The sequence below is a fragment of the Reinekea sp. G2M2-21 genome (assembly GCF_015687175.1).
In the GTDB taxonomy this organism is placed as follows: Bacteria; Pseudomonadota; Gammaproteobacteria; order Pseudomonadales; family Natronospirillaceae; genus Reinekea.
Genome location: NZ_JADPQG010000001.1, coordinates 1,574,412 through 1,594,156 on the forward strand (window position 1 = coordinate 1,574,412; position 19,745 = coordinate 1,594,156).

Annotated in this window: 17 protein-coding genes; 6 read left to right on the forward strand and 11 right to left on the reverse strand. The window is 48.1% G+C overall.

Features of this window, described 5'->3' with window-relative positions:
* Window positions 1-10: 10 nt before the first annotated feature.
* From flgJ to IYN85_RS07235, 11 genes are all read right to left on the reverse strand, one after another.
* Window positions 11-1,054 carry a flagellar assembly peptidoglycan hydrolase FlgJ gene (gene flgJ, locus IYN85_RS07185; RefSeq protein WP_196158130.1) on the reverse strand — a complete coding sequence of 348 codons (1,044 nt, stop codon included), beginning with the start codon at window positions 1,052-1,054 and terminating at the stop codon, window positions 11-13.
* Between the two features lie 199 nt (window positions 1,055-1,253).
* Window positions 1,254-2,348, reverse strand: coding sequence for a flagellar basal body P-ring protein FlgI (locus IYN85_RS07190; RefSeq protein WP_304627147.1), 1,095 nt, complete (start codon window positions 2,346-2,348; stop codon window positions 1,254-1,256).
* 95 nt (window positions 2,349-2,443) lie between these two features.
* Window positions 2,444-3,136, reverse strand: coding sequence for a flagellar basal body L-ring protein FlgH (gene flgH / locus IYN85_RS07195; protein ID WP_196158132.1), 693 nt, complete (start codon window positions 3,134-3,136; stop codon window positions 2,444-2,446).
* Window positions 3,137-3,180: 44 nt separating this feature from the next.
* A complete protein-coding gene (gene flgG / locus IYN85_RS07200) occupies window positions 3,181-3,966 on the reverse strand; it encodes a flagellar basal-body rod protein FlgG (RefSeq protein ID WP_196158133.1) in 786 nt (261 codons plus the stop codon).
* A gap of 13 nt (window positions 3,967-3,979) precedes the next feature.
* Complete coding sequence (locus IYN85_RS07205; protein ID WP_196158134.1) at window positions 3,980-4,723, reverse strand: flagellar basal body rod protein FlgF; 744 nt, start codon at window positions 4,721-4,723, stop codon at window positions 3,980-3,982.
* A gap of 221 nt (window positions 4,724-4,944) precedes the next feature.
* Entirely contained in the window at window positions 4,945-9,375 is a 4,431-nt protein-coding gene (locus tag IYN85_RS07210; protein WP_196158135.1) for a flagellar hook-basal body complex protein, read from the reverse strand.
* Window positions 9,376-9,487: 112 nt separating this feature from the next.
* Window positions 9,488-10,234, reverse strand: a complete 747-nt coding sequence (locus tag IYN85_RS07215; RefSeq protein ID WP_196158136.1) for a flagellar hook assembly protein FlgD — start codon at window positions 10,232-10,234, stop codon at window positions 9,488-9,490.
* 12 nt (window positions 10,235-10,246) lie between these two features.
* Entirely contained in the window at window positions 10,247-10,687 is a 441-nt protein-coding gene (flgC, locus tag IYN85_RS07220; RefSeq protein ID WP_196158137.1) for a flagellar basal body rod protein FlgC, read from the reverse strand.
* Between the two features lie 2 nt (window positions 10,688-10,689).
* Entirely contained in the window at window positions 10,690-11,088 is a 399-nt protein-coding gene (flgB, locus tag IYN85_RS07225) for a flagellar basal body rod protein FlgB (protein WP_196158138.1), read from the reverse strand.
* A gap of 941 nt (window positions 11,089-12,029) precedes the next feature.
* Window positions 12,030-12,854, reverse strand: coding sequence for a protein-glutamate O-methyltransferase CheR (locus tag IYN85_RS07230; protein ID WP_196158139.1), 825 nt, complete (start codon window positions 12,852-12,854; stop codon window positions 12,030-12,032).
* Window positions 12,855-12,915: 61 nt separating this feature from the next.
* Window positions 12,916-13,872, reverse strand: coding sequence for a chemotaxis protein CheV (locus tag IYN85_RS07235; protein WP_196158140.1), 957 nt, complete (start codon window positions 13,870-13,872; stop codon window positions 12,916-12,918).
* 78 nt (window positions 13,873-13,950) lie between these two features.
* Here IYN85_RS07235 and flgA point away from each other — a divergent pair, with 78 nt between their 5' ends.
* The 6 genes from flgA to IYN85_RS07265 all read left to right on the forward strand — a co-directional run bounded on the left by flgA (window position 13,951) and on the right by IYN85_RS07265 (window position 19,723).
* The gene (gene flgA / locus IYN85_RS07240) at window positions 13,951-14,748 is read left to right on the forward strand and encodes a flagellar basal body P-ring formation chaperone FlgA (RefSeq protein ID WP_196158141.1); all 798 of its coding nucleotides are present in this window, start codon (window positions 13,951-13,953) and stop codon (window positions 14,746-14,748) included.
* Between the two features lie 128 nt (window positions 14,749-14,876).
* Window positions 14,877-15,185: a flagellar biosynthesis anti-sigma factor FlgM gene (flgM, locus tag IYN85_RS07245; protein WP_196158142.1), complete on the forward strand. Its 309-nt coding sequence runs from the start codon at window positions 14,877-14,879 to the stop codon at window positions 15,183-15,185.
* Window positions 15,186-15,240: 55 nt separating this feature from the next.
* The gene (gene flgN, locus IYN85_RS07250; RefSeq protein WP_196158143.1) at window positions 15,241-15,726 is read left to right on the forward strand and encodes a flagellar export chaperone FlgN; all 486 of its coding nucleotides are present in this window, start codon (window positions 15,241-15,243) and stop codon (window positions 15,724-15,726) included.
* 1 nt (window position 15,727) lies between these two features.
* Complete coding sequence (locus IYN85_RS07255) at window positions 15,728-17,563, forward strand: hypothetical protein (protein WP_196158144.1); 1,836 nt, start codon at window positions 15,728-15,730, stop codon at window positions 17,561-17,563.
* Between the two features lie 160 nt (window positions 17,564-17,723).
* Entirely contained in the window at window positions 17,724-18,380 is a 657-nt protein-coding gene (locus IYN85_RS07260) for a response regulator transcription factor (RefSeq protein ID WP_196158145.1), read from the forward strand.
* Window positions 18,381-18,607: 227 nt separating this feature from the next.
* On the forward strand, window positions 18,608-19,723 hold the full coding sequence (locus IYN85_RS07265; RefSeq protein WP_196158146.1) for a cation diffusion facilitator family transporter: 1,116 nt from the start codon (window positions 18,608-18,610) through the stop codon (window positions 19,721-19,723).
* Window positions 19,724-19,745 lie beyond the last annotated feature (22 nt).

Consider the following 19,745-nt stretch of genomic DNA (forward strand, 5'->3'; position numbering starts at 1 on the left):
TTACGTCACCTCAGACTTGTGAAAACCATTCGCTGTTGGCAATTCGGATTATCTTCTCTGCATAATCCGGATCTGTAGCATATCCGGCCTGCTGCAGCGCCTTCGCGTATTGTTCAGGTTGATCTGCCGATTGTGTAGCCGCAGCATAGCGTTGAGAATTCTGAATGAAATCCACATAGTCGGAAAAGGACTCTTCCGCACTGCGATAAGCGCGAAACGGTGCCGTCACAGTTAGGCGCTTACCTTCGATATATTCATGGGTTTTGGTCAGCGCAGAATCGCCTTGCCAACGGCTGTCTGCTTTGATGCCAAAAAAATTATTCGACGTTTTTCCGTTTTCATCGTGAATAACAAAGCGCCCCCAACCGGTTTCCAAAGCCGCCTGTGCAAGCATAATTTTCGGGTCAAGATTCAGAGGTTTGGCCACCTTTTCCGCGATAGGCATCAATGTATTGATAAAGTCTTCGGGAGACTCAAATACCGCTGCTTTGCCTTTCGGATTAATTGTGGCCATGTCTGCTGTCATTGAATCGTCAACCGCAGCACTTGAAAAACCGGACTGGTTTAACGATTTCTCAACCTTCACTGCATTGACATTTTCCACTGGAAGATCCGCTGCATTGGCTGACAATTGATCGATCATCGCTTGTGTCTTAGCGTCCAATTGATTAACAGGCAGTATCGGCCGAATGGATTCCTTCAGAGATTTAACATCAATATTGTATAGATCTGGCCGGGCGGGATGTTGCGATTCCATCAATTGCTCATACAGCACATCGGCCAAACCAAACCCGCCTTCCTGCGAGACGGTCAACGACATTTGTTGGTCGTACATGTCTCGGTAGAACTTGGTTTGGTAGCTGTTTTCAAGGTCCGATTCCATGACGTCGGTCGCATCACGCATCGACTTCATGATCAACGAGATAAACATGGATTCAAATTGCTGTGCGACGGCCCGCAAGGCTTTCGGGTCGTCTTTACGAGCGCCGGACTTCAGAACTTCCAGGCCCTGAATATCGTTATAGTTAAAAGCGGCATCTAGTTGCACAGCCATAGTCTTCTCCGGTGATTCATTGCCGGTTTCCTAACGGATATCCGGCGCTTAGAGAATATGTATCAAAGGGTGTGCCAAGTTTTTCTTAATGAGTTTTCAGCCATCGGTAAGCCTGTTTTTCAGACTACCCTGGTTCAATCGCTTCCCGACAACGGACAGCTGTTGATGAAAGGCTAATATTAACAAGCGGTGCCAATCTTCAGATTACGATCAATTCAGCCTTCAATGCGCCCGCCGATTTCAAGGCTTCGAGGATCGCCATAAGATCTCCCGGTGCAGCCCCTACCTCATTGACGGCATCGACCAAATCGCTCAGGGTGACCGTAGGACCAAACAGAAACATGGGGTCTTTCTGTTCTTCAACGTTCAACTGAGTATCGGGTACCACCACGGTTTCACCAGCGGACAGACCTTCGGGTTGAACTGCTTCCAAGTCATTGGTGATAGTCACGGTAAGGTCACCGTGTGTTATCGCCACCGGCTCGATACGAACATGTTGCCCGACAACGATCGTTCCGGTTCGGCTGTTGATAATGACCCTGGCTGCCTCTTCTCCAGGCGATACTTCGAGATTTTCCAGCACACTTAAAAAACTGACCCGCTGATTGGCATCACGAGGGGCACTGACGCGAACGGAGGCCGCATCCACTGCGTAGGCGGCCTCCGGCCCCAGCAATTCGTTGATCACTTCTTGCATACGTTTCGCCGTAGTGAAGTCTGGGCGATGCAAATTAAAGGTCAGGTAGTCACCTTGAGAAAAGGCATTCGGAACCGCGCGTTCAACAATGGCTCCATTAGGTATTCGCCCCGTACTTTGAAGATTGACTTTAATTGAAGATCCATCTTCGCCTTCTGCACCGAAGCCGCTGACGATCATACTGCCCTGGGCAACCGCGTAGGTATTGCCGTCTGCACCGCGCAATGGTGTCAGAAGCAGGCTTCCGCCGCGAAGGCTTTTTGCATTACCCAAACTGGACACGGTTACGTCAATTTCCTGTCCGGGTTTGGCGAAAGGCGGCAAGGTTGCGTGCACACTGACGGCGGCTACATTCTTTAGTTTCGGGTCCTCGCCTTCGGGGATGGTCAGACCGAACTGTTCCATCATGTTGCGAAACGTCTGGTCGGTAAACGGGGCTTTGTCTCCAGAGCCGTCAAGACCAACCACCAGACCATAACCCACAAGTTGATTATTCCGTACGCCCTGTACCGCTGAAAGGTCTTTGATACGGTCCGCCCAGACAGCCGATACACTGATGGCAAGCAGGAAAATTAGTCGTCGCTTCATAACTGTCATCTCATTGACGTACATCGAAAATAATCAGTAACTGAGCAAAAGCTATGCCGGTATTTTTTATAACTTACCCGCACCGCTATTCGGTCACACCACCTTTAAAACGGAAATATGGCGGAATTAAAGAATGCACTCAGCCAACCTTGCTTACTGGAATTGGCAACCGCCCCAGACCCACTGTAAGCGATTCTGGCATCGGCCAACTTCTGACTCGATACGGTGTTATCCAGATTAATGTCGTCGGGTCTGAGCATGCCCTGAATCCGGATGAATTCCGAGCCGGTGTTTAACGTGATCCACTTTTCACCCCGAACGCGCAGCACACCGTTGGGCAATACTTCTGAGACGGTGACGGTTATGTTGCCGCTTAAGGAGTTGGATTGGTCCGCATCGCCTTTGCCCGAGAAAGATCGGTCGCCCTGCAACGTCGCGCCCAATTGGTCAACAGTGAAGTTGCCGCTGTTTAAACTCGGCGCGGTTAGTGACGCTTCCGACGTTTTGCTGGTTTTGGATGCCGATGATTTTTTGCCTTGCGTACTTTCATCCAACAATACGGTTATGATGTCGCCGACCCGACGCGCTTTCTTGTCGCCATATAGACTCATGCCATAGGCATCTGCAAACAACGAGCCTCCAGAATTTGGTGGCGGCATCAAAGAGTCCGACGGAACCGGTGCAAATTCCGGATCACCCGGCTTGGGAGCCGAAGGTAAAGAGGCAACCTGCATACCGGCGCAGCCATTTAGAATCATCAGCCCAAGCAACAGGGCTATCCATTGGTAAATTTTCATGCCACTCTCCCCCTCAATACTCCACCAGGTTTTAAACATCGTTATTACAGATTTGACGTGATAAAACCAAGCATCTGGTCAGCGGTACTGACCACTTTTGAATTCATTTCGTACGCGCGTTGCGTGGAAATCATGTCCACCATTTCTTCAACAATGGTGACGTTCGAGTTTTCCAATGCGCCCTGAATAATGGACCCGAATCCATCCAGGCTCGGTACGCCTTCTGCCGGTGCTCCACTGGCTGCGGTTTCCAGGAACAGATTGTTGCCGATGGCTTGCAAGCCCGCTGGGTTAACGAAATCCACCACGTCAATATTGCCGATTTCGACCGGTGCGTTATCACCCGCGCTGACTGCCGTTACGATGCCATCTGTACCAACCGTAATGGTTTTGGTTTGTTCCGGAACCTGAATATTAGGCTCCAGCAAATAACCATTGGCGGTGACAATATTGCCTTCGGCGTCGATATGAAAGGTGCCGTCCCGGGTATAGGAAATGTTGCCATCCGGCATCAGGATCTGGAAAAAGCCTCGACCATTAATCGCCATATCCAACGGTTGCTCTGTCATATTCAAATCGCCTTGCACAAATTGCTTTTGTGTGCCGACTGTTCTAACCCCGGTACCTAACTGCAACCCGGAAGGTAATTGCGTATTCTGTGAACTTTGTGCGCCTGGCTGGCGCTGCACCTGATAGATCAGATCTTCAAAAACAGCCCGCTCTTTTTTGTAGCCGGTTGTTGCGGCATTGGCGAGGTTATTAGAGATAGTCGCCAGAGCGATATCTTGTGCTTCGAGTCCGGTTTTGCCGACCCAGAGTGCCTTATGCATAATCCTGTCCTCTTTAACTTAATTGCAGAATTCGCTCAGATGAACGGGAAACATCATCGGCGGTTTTCATCATTTTTATTTGTGTTTCGTATTGTCGATTGAGTGATAGAAGATTGGTCAATTCAGCCACCGAATTCACATTACTGCCTTCTACGAAACCAGATACCACGGAAAGTAAAGGGTCATCCGGCAACACCGCAGGACCGTTAATTGGCCGGAACAAACCATCCGTTCCTTTCTCGAAGTTCTGAAAATCCGGATTGACAATTTTTAACGCGTCAACCACTACCATCTGATTCGGTCCCGCACCAGGTGGTCGAATGGAAATGGTGCCATCGTTGCCGATTTCGACCTTTTCATAGGGCGGCAACACAATCGGTCCGCCTTCACCGATGACGGACTGGCCGATTCCGTTGATTAACTCGCCTAATGGCGTGACCGAGAAATCCCCCCTTCTGGTATAAGCTTCCTGGCCATCGCCATCGATTACGGCAAAAAAACCATCACCGGCAATAGCAGTATCCAATTCATTACCGGTTTCAATAAGCGCACCGTCGTTGAAATCAGATGCTGGCCGTTCGGTGAGTGCAAAGGCGCGAGATGGATGATGTTCACCCCAAACAGGAATAGCGCGAGCCTGCGCCCAGTCTGCCTTAAAACCGTAGGTGCGAGCGTTGGCAAGGTTATTTGAATGCGAAGTCTGCGAGAGCATATTATTCTTAGCTCCGGTCATCGCTATATAGACGGCACGATCCATTTCGCACTCCTGACTGATGATTGTTCAGTAGTACTAAGCGAAAGCTATGCCAGCTTGACAAAGACTGCGTCTGTTAGCTTTAAGCCTCTATATACGGTCTTTTTAGAGCATCTGGCAGATTGTGGCAAGGGTCATGGACGGCAAGAATTTCCCAGTAAACAGAAATAGCGGCAACCAGAGTTGCCGCTTATGTCGGACCTTTTGAAACAAACTGGTCGTCATTACCTCAAGTTGATAATGGTCTGCGTAACTGCGTTCGCGGTTTCGATGGTTTTTGCACTGGCCTGATAATTCCGTTGCGCAATAATCAGGTGAACCAGTTGCTCAGACAGATCAACTGTCGAGTCTTCCAACGCGGCCGATTGCAGCGTTCCCAACAATCCTGTACCAGGCTCGCCGATGGTGGCATCGCCAGATTCAAAACTCTCCTGCCACTCGGTTTGACCGATCGGCGTCAAGCCCTCCATGTTTGCAAAGGATGCGAGCGCCACCTGCCCCAGAATCTGCGCTTCACCATTGGTATACCGTGCGTAGATAGTACCGTCATCTTCAATTTCCAGATCCTTCAGACGGCCACTGGCATACCCATCCTGTTGGAAGTTATAGCGAGCGAACGGACCACCATATTGCGTCGTTCCCCCAAAAGAAATGGAAAAGTTCGAGTTGGTGTTTGGATCCGGAATCGGCAAACTGCCCCCTTCAGCAACATTCAATGAAGTGTAAGCGCCGTTTAAATCGCCGGTGTCATCGACTGGGTCCCAATTCGAAATCAGGAACTCACCGGTGTTTTCCTCATCCAACGTGCCGTCTGCGTTAAAATACAGTTTAAATGAGGCATGCGTCGGCGCAATGTTATCCGGGAATGGCAAGCTCGCATCAGGGTCACCAATATCCTCACCGTCAATTTGCGCGTAAACGGTCCAGGAGTTTAACGCGCCAGGGTTCGCTGGGTTATCAGGATCTTTCACATAAAACAATTGCAAGCGGTGCTGGTTACCCAATGAATCGTATACGGTCAACGACGCTGCTTCATTGTAAGTTTCAGGGTCATCTGGATCGAAGGCATTAATCACATACTCTTCAAAACTGGACTGCGTCAGCCCGTTAAACAAGCCAGAAACACGCGGATCCGGTTCAATGAGTGTGTAACCTTCGTTAATAACGATATCCACATAGCCGCCCATACGGGCATTGGTTTCACCATCGACACCACGACCCAATGTGACTGGTGGTGTGCCGGTGTAACCACGAACGGTCAGGCCGTCGAGTTCATTAGGTGTTTCAATGGACACGGAAATATCAATACCGATACTGGAGGTAATGAGAATATCACCCGTCTCGTCGTCCAGATCGGCAGATATGCTGTTCAGCGAAGTACCGGAATAGCTGTTGATTTCGTCGACGATGTCTTGGAAAGAATTCGCGGTAATTACCTGACCGTTGATGTAGATATCCATGTCGCCACCATTGACATAGTCCTCACCAAGAATCCGAACTTCGGTTTCGGCTGACGCGGTAACACCCGGATAGGAAGCCAATTGCGATGCGATTTCGGACGCTTGTGTACCTTCGGCAATGGTTATTTGATTACGAACATCGTTTTCCTCGTCGTACAACACCAGCGTCTGTTCCGGATAACCATTGGTGACGGCAGCCTCACCTACCTCAAGCAGTGTTGATTCATATTGGTCCGTTTGCAGTAACGCATAGAGTTGATTTACTTCCAGATCATCACCAGGTGCCTGTATATTGGTAATGGAAATCTGTGACGCTTCCCCGCCTTGTGTTGCTTCAAACACTAACACTTCGTTGTCGTTTTCATCACGACCGACTACGGCCCGAACTCCGATGTATTCATCTTCAGGAACTGCCGCCAACTCACGATTAATAGCCGATGCCAATTGATCGATCGAATAAATAATTTCATTTAACGAAATCGCCACGGAACCCGAACGGCCTTCTTCATCTGGCAGTGGAACTGTCAGGTTAATCCGGAACGAGTGCGTACGGTCGATTTCATCTTCACCCAAGGTTTTGGTGGTACTGGTTAACCCCAGATTAGCCAGCGATGTTGCCGTTCCGGTCACATCGATATCCAGCGGGAAAGCACCAGTCTCGGCGCGTTCAAACACCAGTCGCCCATTGATGTGACTGACATTGACTTCGCCAGCAAGATTCGGGTTAGACAAGATGAGATTATTAATCTGAGTGACCAACTCATTGTTGGTTGTGTAGGTTCCGGACGGAATCGTCAACGTTTGTACTGTGCCGCCATCAATCGATATTTCAATCTGATTATCAAATGGGATATCCGCGTCACCCAAAACAACCGTCGGCAATGGTAACGAATTAGTGGCAATACCCAAAGTTGTAGGATTCGTCGCAGACGGACTTCCAGCGAAACTGGTGAGGTCTGTGATGCTGATGGAGTTCGGACCAATACCCATGTCGGCCGATGAGATCAACATTCGGTTGGTTACCGGGTCTGCCGTTACGTTTACGGAATTCGCACCATAGGCTGCGGTAAAGGCTGGCGATGCATTAACCGCCCCTTGAAAGGCACCCAGAAACGCGGCGTTGGTCGCCCAACCACCACCAGGAACGGCAATGGTAATATTGTCAGTCACACCGCCTAAGTTCATGGAAAAGTTCATCACGGTGCCACCGGGTTCGGTACCGGCAATGGGTAGCGCTGGCAAGGCGATAGAGCTGGTCATTTGCGTAGGTGTACCGGGTACGAGATCCGTGAATTCCAATCCGGTGGCATTGTTACCCTGAACAGTCGCTTTCTCGCCTGGATCGGACGTCAGGTCGATAAACCCATTATTAGCAAAAAGATCGGTGCCCGCCACTGCTGCCACAGTTTGTGGCGTATTATAGGTAACCGGAGCATCCATCCCCATATAGCTTTCCGCCAGAGGGTCGGCTGCAAACACTGCGTCCACAAAGTCGACGTTCAGAGTATCGCCAATCGCAGGGTTATCGATTCGGGCAAAGTGCAGCACACCGCCCACATGATAGGCCACCACTTCATTCACCAGTGGCGCACCGAACGCGGCTATCTGACCGTTAATATCGGCCACCAGTGCATCTGCGTCTGCATGCGTAGCTGGGTTAAGGTTCAGGTTGGTAATCACGCCATCCACATCAAACTCAATACGGTCATTTCGTACTTGCCCCAATGTGACAATAGGATTGAAAAGAGAGGCGTTTGTCATGCCCATTTCAGTCATGGTCACAGCACTGGTCGTACCGGTGGAAACAGCGGTAATGGACACATTATTGGGTCCCAGACTGCCGGCACCTGTAACCACAAACTCAAGCCGGCCACCGGTAATCTGAAACGCCCCTTCTGCGGCCAAACCAGCAGAAATCTGACCGTTTAAATCTGCCGCAAACGCGCCCAGTGTCGCGTAACCGGCTGGGTTAAACGTAAAGGTTTCATTGGCGAAAACAGTGCCGCCTACATTAGCGTTAAATACCATATCCAGACCGGCCACGGCAGCACCATCAAAAAAGTTGACGGCAGAATCAATTGAGTTGAGATCCCGTCCACCAGTTAACACGGTACCGGTATTCACGTTGGTTATATTCAAACCAGCAACAGCATTACCTGCTTGCGTAACCCCCACAGAACCGAAGTTCAGAAACTCAGGATCGGACAAATTGTTGACGTTATTAGCAATGGAAATGATAGAAGTACCATCGGTCGCATAAGTACCAAACGTTTCAAACGTAATACCACCGAAGTTGTTAGCGACCGCCTGCACTTTACCGGCAAGATTTGGGTCGCCATTAATATTGGCATTGATCGAGGACACCAAATCGTCCACGTCATTATAAATCACGGTGTCGGTAAACGGTTGAATCGTGACCGTCAGTGGTGACAACCCACCATTAATGTTCGGCCCCTGCACGGTAAAATCCAAAGTCGATGACGCTTCACTAGCATTCGGCTGCCAAGGGAATGTTATGCCCGGAAGAATTCCGGAAAAACCAATCGGACCACCCACCACCTGAGAAGGCGTGCCTTCCGTGGTTGGGTAGCCAATGGTATTTAATGTGGTGATGGTGTCTTGTGCCGGACCAACCTGAGCAACGCCAATAGCCAAGCCGTTCGTTCGGGTTGTTGAACCAATCGATTGCAGAACACTGGCACCGGCAGGAACATTGACCTGAGCTTCAATAGCGTGCGTGCCTCTGGGAGGTTGGTTCCCAGCGTCGATCCGCAAGTCCTGAAGTATCCCTGACACAATACCGTTCTGATTCACGCCAAACCCCTGAAGCGTGGCCCCCTGATTGCTGACAATATAGCCATCTTTGTCGATACCGAAAATGCCTGAACGGGTATAGCTTACCGCGTTGTTCGGGTATTCAGTCACGAAGAAGCCATTGCCATCAATGGCTAAATCAAGGACGGAATTGGTCTGGGAAATATTTCCCTGATCAAACTTCTGGCCCACGTTAGTGACATTTACACCAGAGCCAATCGGGTCCTGCCCCATACCCAGGATGGATGTGGTATAGGCGTCACCAAACTCCGCACGACTGGCTTTAAAGCCCGTTGTACTGGCATTGGCGATGTTGTTACCGGTGATTTTTAAATCTTTGTTAGCTGCGGCAACGCCGCTTAAACCAGAACCAAAGCTCATACTTATCTACCTCTTGGTTTGCCATCCCCACTGCTGGGGTCACTATTCCCTCACAGGGGAATGACATTTCAATTTTTTTGCTCAGGCATCACGCCCGTGCGCTTTAGATGCATCAATACACGGCGTTAATTTGTCTTACATCGGCCATGGTCGCGGTTTTGCCCCCGGCCAGGTTCAGTTGTATGTCGTTGCTGCTTAAAATCGTGACCGAATCAACTCGCTGTGACATCGCCACGTCGAGAGACTGCGCCTGACCCAACACACTACCTTGAATACGGAAGGTATATTCACCGGCCGGGTGCGGAATAATGTTGCCGTTTTCGTCGGTTTCGAATTTGCTGTAGTCGATGTCCATTAATTCGCCGTTGACTTCAAGATTGGCGCCATCCCACTTAAAGGTCAGCTCACCATTGCCCTGATAACCCAATGGAACGTCTTCAACAATCTGGCCGAACTCGTCCTCAATTTGCAGATACAATTCATCCGCACCGGCGGGCACGTCAGCCATGCCAAAAACCAATTCACCGTAACGCAATTGGCTGCTGTCATTGCCGTCGATGGTGACAGCCCCACCAACCAGTGCGCTGGCTTGCAGTGCCTGTGACGATTTATAGGATGTGGCCAGTTCGGCGAAACCATCACTCATATTCTGAATCCCCTCTACCGTGGAGAACTGCGCCAACTCCGCAATAAACTGCGCATCGTCCTGGGGCTTCAGAGGGTCTTGATTGTTCAGCTTAGCAATCATCAGTTCGAGGAATTCAGTCTTGCCCAGATCATTGCTTTTGTTTTCCTCTGGCTTCTTATTGCTAATGTCATATTGGCTGAGCGAACTGTTAACACCGGAAACATCAGTCATGTTCTTGCTTCCTTATTTACCCAACGTTAAGGTCTTTTGCATTAACGTTTTTGCCGTATTAAAAACTTCTACATTGACGGTGAAGCTGCGTGACGCAGACATCATGTCAGCCATTTCTTCCACCACATTGACGTTCGGGTAATAGACGTATCCTTCTTCATCGGCCATCGGATGTGTGGGGTCGTAGCGAATCTCCAACGGAGCATCCTTCTCAACGATTGCCGCCACTTTGACACCGTTACCAACGTCATAATCCATATCCACAGGGACTAGTCCTCGATCGATATAGTGCGATTGAATATGTTGAAAAACAGGTTTCCGCGCACGGTAAGTTTCATCGATACTTGAACTCACACTCTGTGCGTTAGCCAGGTTACTGGCGGTTGTATTCAGGCGAATGGACTGTGCATTCATACCAGACCCTGAGATATTGAAAATATTACCTAAACTCATGATTACTCTCCTCGCAGGGCGCCGGTAAGGCCTTTAAATTTGCCATTCAGAAATTCAAAACTAGCGTTGTAGGCCATGGCATTTTCCGTGAACTCTTTGTTTTCAACATTCTCTTCCACGGTATTGCCATCGATGGACGGTTGCAGCGGATGACGGTAAAGCTTTTCCCACTCATCGTGAGCGCGCCCAGGAATGTGACGGTCATTGGTTTCATTCATATGCAGACTGCTCTGTTTGGCCACTTCACCGCGCAGAATCGCTTTAAAGTCGATATCCCGTGCCTTAAATCCTGGGGTGTCTGCATTTGCCAGATTATTCGCCAAAACAGAGGAACGTTCAGAGCGCACAAGCAAGGCGTTATCGTGTATACCTAAAGAATTCTGAAAACCAAGTGCTGACATCTGTTATCCCCTATTGCCGCTTTTTAATGACTTACATAGCTAGAGCAATAGCGATGCCAATTTTATTTTTCTATATATTTCAATGACTTACGAATCACTGAAGAAGGGAAAAGCGGAATTTCAAGGTTTAGCGGCAATGGGGTTCCGCTGCCCATTTCAGCGCCCTGTGCTAAACAATCATAAATAGGTTTTGGGTCACAATCCCAGTCCGGGTGTAGTCGGCATTTTGGATGTATTAAGTGGGAAACAGAATCCGGTCATAGAAGTTAAAAAGTTGGTCCTCATGAAAAATACCTGAGTAGTCCTCAACAATGACAGCCATCACCAAAACGCGTGATCACTCTCAACAAGTCCGTCTTCGACAACTCGTTCGCGACGGCCACCGAAACGTCGGACCGCCATTTGCGGCTCACTTATTCAAGCTTCATGCTTGAACAACCTGTGAGACTTAAATTGTTTCGTGTGGTCGTTTGAAGAGCAGGAAAACAGCATAAGCCGCCTTCTCGATAACCATTGCAATCCAGTAAATGATGTACAACCCAATCAGGTGTAGATAATCCTACCGTCGCATCTGCTTTGGCTGACTTAATTGACACGTCGCAGCGGATTCAAGGGCATGGATGCCCCTGGAAGCGCCGCGCGTGAAGGGATGCACGCTCAAGCGACTGTTTTCTGAGGTGATTTGAATTAATCAGAATTGCCCTAAGTAAGCTTAAGAGAAGTACCATGCAGGGTCTCCCCTCAGTAAGAACGCCTCTTTGAGATGCTTTCTTCAAGAATTGAACCTAAACGGTCAGATAAGTTGGAGTCCTTAACGGAAGAAACCGAATCAAGTAAAGTTACGGAATCACCTTAGAGTCAAACTTGAATTGTGCCATTCGAAAGCCACTGGCTTTTTTCGTGAGCAAATCACTGGCGCTAGAGAAATCTGAAAATTAGTTTTATATTTTCCGATAGATAATGCCAGGTCGGCAATGCACCATCTCATAAAGATCGGACAACCCATTCACCGCTTCCGATGCACCAATCATGAGATACCCACCCGGATTCAGCGTGGCGTGTATGCGGGTTAGAATGTCGCGCTTAAACTCCGCCGTAAAGTAAATCAAAACATTGCGGCAAAACACTATGTCAAACTTACCTAACAGCGAATAACTGTCCTGTAAATTCAGTAACCGGAATTCGATGCAGGAAGCTATTTTAGGACTTATTTTAAAGCGGCCACCTTCTATTTCCGTGAAATGCTTTTTCAGGTTAGCCGGATCAAGCCCCCGCCCAATCGCCAAAGTCGCGTATTCTCCCGATTTAGCCTGCGCTAAAGCTGACGGGGAAATATCCGTCGCAATGATTTTTTCTCCGGAGGAAAACACTCGTTTCTTCTCTTTAAATTCATTGATCACCATGGACATCGAATAGGGTTCTTGCCCTGTCGAACAGGCAGCGGACCAAATGCGCAAAGGGCGCGAAGGCTTTTGCTCGTAAAATTCCGGCAGCAATTTTTCAGACAAAATTCGAAACGGGTGATTGTCACGAAACCACAGGGTTTCGTTCGTTGTCATGGCATCGATCACCGCTGTTTTGAGCTTTGAATTGGACAACAGCTGGATCTTACTCACCAGTTCGTGCAGGTTGGCAAGATTGTTGTCCGCCATTAACCGACGCAAGCGGCTGGAGACCAGATATTGCTTACTCGCACCGAGACAAATCCCACTGTGCTTTTCCAAAAAACTACAGAATTCATCATAACCAGCGGTCATGTCTGTCATGAAGCAGTCAACCTATTCATTGCAAAGGGCACAGGTACGGAAGACCTGTCTATTCAAAGTACTAAACCTCACCTTCCACTGGCGGTAACTCGACCCCGATAGTGGTTAAGCGATCTATGACCAATTGAGCGAGCATATCCGGCTGGAACTTAGCCAGAAAGTCATTCGCACCAACTTTACTCACCATGGCTTTATTAAAAACACCGCTGAGAGAAGTATGCAGCACTACGAACATATCACTCAGTTGGTTATTGGCACGAATTTCCGCAGTTAAGGTGTAGCCGTCCATTTCTGGCATTTCAATATCCGAAATAAGGATCGGATATTTTTCTGCGGGTCGCACTCCCTGTTCCAACAGGCTCATCAAATGATCATAGGCTTCTTTACCATCATTGAACTGAACGACTTTAAAACCTACGCGTTCCAGAGTTTTGGTAATTTGTTTCCGCGCGATTTTCGAGTCATCCGCGATCATGATTTCGACTTCAGACGCTCTGCGCGTAATGTCCTCAGTCACTATATTGTCTGAAATATCATCGTTAACAGGCGATACTTCAGCCAGGATTTTTTCCACGTCAATGATTTCAACAAGTTCATCATTGTATTTGGTGACAGCGGTTAGATAGTGTTCGTGACCGGTCCCCTTTGGTGGCGGTTGAATATCTTCCCAATTCATGTTGATTATTCGTTCGACGCCTTTCACCAAAAAACCCTGAACCCGGATGTTGTATTCCGTAATAATCACAAAGCGATCCGTCAGGTCTTCAATCGGAGTATTACCGGTTGCCATGCTCAGGTCCAGAATCGGGATCGTACCGCCGCGAATGTGTGCCACACCGCGTACAACAGAACTACTCCCCGGAAGATTCGTCAGTTTGGGACACTGCAACACTTCTTTTACCTTGAAAACATTGATGCCATAAATCTGCGGACCATCCAAGCGAAACAGCAACAGCTCCAAACGGTTTTGTCCCACCAGCTGCGTACGCTGGTTAACGCTTTCCATTACTCCGGCCATAATTAACTCCGTATCTCAGGCATGGCTATTGCAGTCATTACCCAACTACAACACCAATGCCAGAAAACTGACTCTACTATGAAAACTAAGCATAGACGGCTATTTGGGCAGAACAACCGTATTGCCTTACATTTTTTTCTCTTATCGGCCGGGATCGACAAGTATTTAAGTATTAGCGTCAAAATCGCGTTGACCGGCATAAGCAGTGCCACGATTGCATCGGCGGTAAACGCCGCGACATTGTCCCTGGAAGCTCAGATTGATGATTATGTTGCACATGCCTTGGCCCAACAGTATCCGGAGATCAAAAGCGAGGATTTACAATACACGGTTAACCTGGTCATCAGCCCGCAACAACAGAAACAGTGTTCAGAAGAACTGGCTTTTGACTGGCGAGGAGACCTGAATGCGGGTGCGAACACATTGAATGTATCTTGCAGTCAGCCTTTGTGGCAGGTATATGTTCCGATATCGCTAGAGGTCTATAAACAAGTCGTGGTAGCAGCCACACCCCTTAGCCGCCAAAACCGGATTGTTCCGAGCCAGCTTGCCACACAACGCATGGACATTGGCACCCTGCGTATGGGTTATTTCACAAAACCGGAAAGCCTTGCAGGTTTTGAACTGCAAAGAACGGTAAAATCTGGCCAGGTGATAACGCCATACATTGCCAAAGCCCCGGCTCTTGTCCAGAGGGGCGACTGGGTGACGATACTTTCTGGTAGAGGCGCGTTAACCGTGTCAACAACGGGAGAAGCACTGAAAGATGGTGTTCTCGGAGAGCAGATCCCCGTTCGCAATCTGCGGTCAGAACAAACCATCCGCGCCTGGATTATTCAAAAAGGTGTGGTTTCAACAAAGAAAGGACAAATCTGAACACCGGTTCAAAGCTCATGAATACTAGGCTTTGAAATTTTTTAATGAAAAATTAAAATAAATTCTAAAGATTCTGGTGTTAGGGCCGCTAACACCTACAGATAAGTTTAATTAGAGAGGACAGCGTCATGGCTATCAATATTAACGGTCCAACACCTAACCAGGTAGGCACCAACAAAACGCAAAAAAACGTCGGCAATGAAAGCGTTGGTAAAGCGAATAACGGCAATGGCACAGAAACTGCTAGTTCTGAAGATGTGGTAGAACTTTCCGATCGTGCTCGCGTACTAAAGGCCGTAGAAAGCCGGGTACATCAGATGCCGGATATCGATCAGGAAAAAGTTGACCGCATACGAAACGCAATTTCGAATGGCGAGTATAAGATCGATTATGACAAGCTCGCGGCGGCGTTCCGACGTTTTGAAACTGGATTGTAACTAGTGTTCACTGCGTTCGGACCGCTCCGCGCGGCCCGACAAGAAGGCAGTGACCATGAACGCTCAACAATTGGTTCAGTTTCAAGAAACGCTCCGTGCGTCTATTCTCCTCGCGCAAGACTTCAGTGAGTTACTGGTAAAAGAAAAAAAACAACTGACATCAACGCAACTAGAACCTGTAACCGCCCTCCTTGAACAGAAAAACCTCTTGATTAAACAATTGTCTGGCTATCAGGCAAAAATCCTCGAATTCTGCAGTCAGGCAGACATTGAACCCAGTTACAGCGCCATGCGATCTTTACTCTATCGCAGCGCCGTCGCAAACGCGGAATCAATATTAGCGGATTGGACACTGCTCAGAAACGCTTTGATTAAAAACGAAGCCCTGAACAAAACAAATGAAGCTATTCTTAATGAATTACTAAGGCGCAATCAAATCAAGCAATCTATTATTCATGGTTTAGGCCGAAAATCGGACACTTACACCGCAACCGGACAAACGAACAAGCACTCAGAGCTCGGTTGGGTCGAACAGGTTTAATATGTATATAGATCCGCTCACGCTGTTTATTGTTGGAGAAATATTGGTGGTGTATATCATCATCAATGTTTTTTTGTTTTACAGAAGCAGACTTTACAACGTATTACTCGCATTACTAAAAGAAATGCGCTTTGAAAAACTTCGTCGTGAGCAGGAGAAACAAAAAGAACTGGCCGCACTCCGAGCATCCAATAAAGGCCTCTTGGATAAAACAGAAATATTGCAAGCGTCGGTAAAGTCGGCTGGCAAAACCATTCCGGAGCAGTTAACCGAACGTATCCAACAGCTGGCAAACAAATTCCCGAATGCAAAAGACCTGACCAACAGCGTCGAACGTAACGAGTCCGCTCAGTGGCTTCGTATGCGCATGCTCGAATTAGAAAAAGAGCTGCTCAGTGGCAACATCAATGAAGAACGCTGGCAAGAACTCGCCACTGAAGCGATTAGCCGCTTGCAGGAAACCCAAGAAGCGGAAAACCAGGCCGTTGCAAAACGAAAAGAAGGTGCAGAAGGTGATCGCTATGTTGGTCAACTAGAGATCGATCTCGAAGAAGCTCAAAGACTGTTTAATGACGCGAAAATTCGTATTCGTCAATTAGAAGGTGAACTGGACGAACTTAAAACCATTTCTACACCCAGCCAGAACCACTTGGAAGTTCCAACCCGTGGACTGTATGAAGATGAAATATATCGACTGAAATGCGACAACTTTGATATGCATGAAGCAATCAATAAACTCAAACTGGAATTGCAACAAGCAGATCCCTCTATTGACAGTAACACCTACGTCAATTTGCTGGAAAACCAGGTTTCCAACATGGAGCAATACATCAAGAGCGCGGATATTGCGACCGGCCTGATGGAAAAAGAACTCATCGCCGCACAGAAACTGGCAGATGACCTACAAGCGAAACTGTCAGCGGGCAGCCAAACAGCCGGTCCTGTGAACCTCAGTACGTTGACTTCGCTGGCTGAGCAACAAGAAGCAAAAAGTGATACGTTAGGCTCTATCAAAGATACCATTAAACGGCTCAAGAACGGTGAATCGTCGGAGCAAATCGCCGCTGAGCAAGAAGCGCATGTCGCGCGCCTGGAACAGATCATTAAGGAGAGCGAACAATGTATCACCATTTTAGAAAGCGAATTGTCGCAATCCGGTCAGGACATTCATGAACTAAAAGGCGAGCTAGCTAAGAAGAAGACAGAGTTGCTGAATGCAAAATTCTCCGGTTTAACCGAAGCGCAACAGGGTCAGAAAGATGGCGTCGACACCATGAAGTCCATCATCAGTGAACTGCGCGGTGGAGGTGATACCGATAGCTTGTTGACACGCCATGAAGAAGAAATCGGTAAACTGGAACGTTTTTTAAACGAATCCGATATGATCATTGGCCAACTGGAATCTGAAATCGAAGAACTAAACAGCAAACTGGCCGCAGCAGAAACGGCACCTTCTGCCCCAACACCCAGTGACCGCCCCGACAGCAGCGAAGATATGGAAGAAATGGAAACGTTGTTGCAGCAGTTCATCGGAGACATTCAAGGCTTGATGCGACAGATCAATGGGTTAGAAGACGAAAACAAAAAACTGAAAGAAGCGCCCCTTAATACAGCTATTCAAGCGCCTGCTGCTTCACAGTCAGAATCCGTGCCGGAATATAAGACTGCTTCAAACCCAGAACCAAAGTCGCAGCAAGAACCCGCGACAACATCAAAAATTCAATCTGAATCAAAGTCTGACGCGGAGTCAGAACCACCAATCATGATTGATATTGAACCAGATGAATCCGATTTCGCAGACGATTTCATGCCGGAACAAACCAAACCTTCCTCCTAAAGAAGGAGCCCTTGGTCCCCCCCCTTTTTCAACACGGCTTTTAAAACCACGCAATATTTGTTACAAGTATTTCTCTATAACAACAAAGTGCTCGATGGTACCGTTGCCTAGCCCAATACGATTCCCGCAACGATCAGAGCCACACAAATCCGGTATACATATGACAGCCAATGTATTTTCTGACCAGATTAATGTCCTGGTTGCAGATGACCATCCCTTGTTCAGACAGGCCTTGTCAGAAGCGCTCTCGCAGACAGAACACAATATTCACATTCGTCAAGTGCAAACACTCGCCGATACACTGACGGTCGCTGATGAAGGCGACATCGACCTTATATTGCTGGACTTAAAAATGCCCGATTGTGTCGGGTTGATGGGTCTTATAGAAATACGGGAAAAACATCCTGAAATTTCGGTTGCCGTCGTTACCGCTAACGAAAGTGGACAAACGATGCGCAAGGTTCGGTCTGCTGGTGCGGTGGGATACTTGATTAAATCGATGGAATTAACCGCGTTGGTAAACGCGCTCGATGCTCTGTTGAAAGGTGAACGGTTTTTCTCCCTTGAAGGGTCCGACGACCAACAAGATATCAATGACGATATCGATGCTATGAAAAAACTTGCCTCCCTGACACCAAAACAACAGCATGTGCTGAGTCTAATCAGTCGAGGCTATCTGAACAAACAAATTGCTTATGAATTGGATATCAAAGAGACCACTGTTAAAACGCATGTCTCGGAAATTTTTCGAAAACTGGGCATATTCAATCGCACACAGGCTGCTATTTTTAATCAATATCTGAATGTACCGGAGTAATGACACCTAGGGCATATATGCCCTAGCCCTTTAAAAGACATCGTATTTGGCGCATTCAAGTTATTCAATCTACTGTCACCCCTGGTTGCTGAAAGCAATGACGGCGTTTCAAAAAAGTCAGCAAGTCACTAAACGCTGACGCCAATCAACAAGCCCTACCCAAAGAGGGTTAGCAGAGTGTTATGATGGCACCATCTCCCATTCCAAACCTGTAAATTGAGTGCCCTATGCAAGACGTTAGCAATGAGAATCGTTATCAAACTATCAGTCGGGTTAACTGGGTCTGTACCTGGGTTGATGCAGTATTAACCGTTTTCAAACTGGCGATTGGTTTCATTGCCCATTCACCGGCTCTGGTTGCCGACGCCTTGCACAGTCTGAGTGATCTCGGGACGGATATCCTTGCCTTGGTACTGGGAAAGTTGGCGCAGCATGGACCCGATGAAGACCACCCATACGGTCATGCGAGGTATGAAACCATGGGCACGGCGGTGCTCGGTACCGCGCTTATCATGGTGGCATTTGGCATAGGCTACGAAAACATAAAAGCCTTGATTCAAGGTGAAACCAGTTCGCCCCATTGGATCGCCTTGATTGCAGTCGCTGTATCCATCATTAGTAAAGAAGCGTTGTTTCACTACACCATGAAATACGCCAAGTTAACCCGTTCCAACCTGTTGGAAGCAAATGCCTGGCACTCCCGATCCGACAGCTTGTCGTCTGTTGTGGTCTTCGTGGGCATCATCTGCTCTTTATTGGGCTACCCGATGATTGAATATTTAGCGGCGTTGGGCGTTGCCGCTCTGATCGCGAAAATGGGTGGCGAACTCGCCTGGAATGCCATGCAAGATTTAATTGATCGTGGTGTTTCGCCGGATCAACAACAGGCCTATCTGAACACACTTAACAGTGTGGAAGATATTCTCGACGTACACCTGTTACGCTCACGTATTATGGGTACCGATGTGTTCATCGATGCCCATGTTCAGGTGGCACCTACTCTGACTGTATCGGAAGCGCACCAGATCAACGACTTTGCGACCGCCTTATTGAAACAGCAGCACGACGAAATCAGTGACGTTACATTGCACATTGATTTTGAGCCGGATCACCGTGTTAAGAAAACCGTTTTGAAACCCATGCGGAGGAAATTGGAAGCCTTATTGAGGGATCGCAAACTGCCTGAATACGAACGGTTGTATCTGCATTATTGCGACAATAAACTGAATATCGAAATTGTTTTTGCTAACCATCACGAAATGTCAGACGTTAAATCGCGTTGTGAGTCACTCGTTGAGGATCACGATTGGATCAACGCAATAGAAATACAACAGAAGATCTAAAGGGCCGCGCAAACTGAAGTGC

Coding starts and splice junctions, on each gene's coding strand:
- IYN85_RS07265 (WP_196158146.1), top strand. CDS start 18,608: ATGCAAGACGTTAGCAATGAGAATCGTTATCAAACTATCAGTCGGGTT.
- flgB (WP_196158138.1), bottom strand. CDS start 11,088: ATGTCAGCACTTGGTTTTCAGAATTCTTTAGGTATACACGATAACGCC.
- flgG (WP_196158133.1), bottom strand. CDS start 3,966: ATGCATAAGGCACTCTGGGTCGGCAAAACCGGACTCGAAGCACAAGAT.
- flgC (WP_196158137.1), bottom strand. CDS start 10,687: ATGAGTTTAGGTAATATTTTCAATATCTCAGGGTCTGGTATGAATGCA.
- IYN85_RS07205 (WP_196158134.1), bottom strand. CDS start 4,723: ATGGATCGTGCCGTCTATATAGCGATGACCGGAGCTAAGAATAATATG.
- IYN85_RS07260 (WP_196158145.1), top strand. CDS start 17,724: ATGACAGCCAATGTATTTTCTGACCAGATTAATGTCCTGGTTGCAGAT.
- IYN85_RS07215 (WP_196158136.1), bottom strand. CDS start 10,234: ATGACTGATGTTTCCGGTGTTAACAGTTCGCTCAGCCAATATGACATT.
- flgN (WP_196158143.1), top strand. CDS start 15,241: ATGAACGCTCAACAATTGGTTCAGTTTCAAGAAACGCTCCGTGCGTCT.
- IYN85_RS07230 (WP_196158139.1), bottom strand. CDS start 12,854: ATGACAGACATGACCGCTGGTTATGATGAATTCTGTAGTTTTTTGGAA.
- IYN85_RS07190 (WP_304627147.1), bottom strand. CDS start 2,348: ATGACAGTTATGAAGCGACGACTAATTTTCCTGCTTGCCATCAGTGTA.
- flgA (WP_196158141.1), top strand. CDS start 13,951: ATGAAAACTAAGCATAGACGGCTATTTGGGCAGAACAACCGTATTGCC.
- flgJ (WP_196158130.1), bottom strand. CDS start 1,054: ATGGCTGTGCAACTAGATGCCGCTTTTAACTATAACGATATTCAGGGC.
- flgH (WP_196158132.1), bottom strand. CDS start 3,136: ATGAAAATTTACCAATGGATAGCCCTGTTGCTTGGGCTGATGATTCTA.
- IYN85_RS07235 (WP_196158140.1), bottom strand. CDS start 13,872: ATGGCCGGAGTAATGGAAAGCGTTAACCAGCGTACGCAGCTGGTGGGA.
- IYN85_RS07210 (WP_196158135.1), bottom strand. CDS start 9,375: ATGAGCTTTGGTTCTGGTTTAAGCGGCGTTGCCGCAGCTAACAAAGAT.
- flgM (WP_196158142.1), top strand. CDS start 14,877: ATGGCTATCAATATTAACGGTCCAACACCTAACCAGGTAGGCACCAAC.
- IYN85_RS07255 (WP_196158144.1), top strand. CDS start 15,728: ATGTATATAGATCCGCTCACGCTGTTTATTGTTGGAGAAATATTGGTG.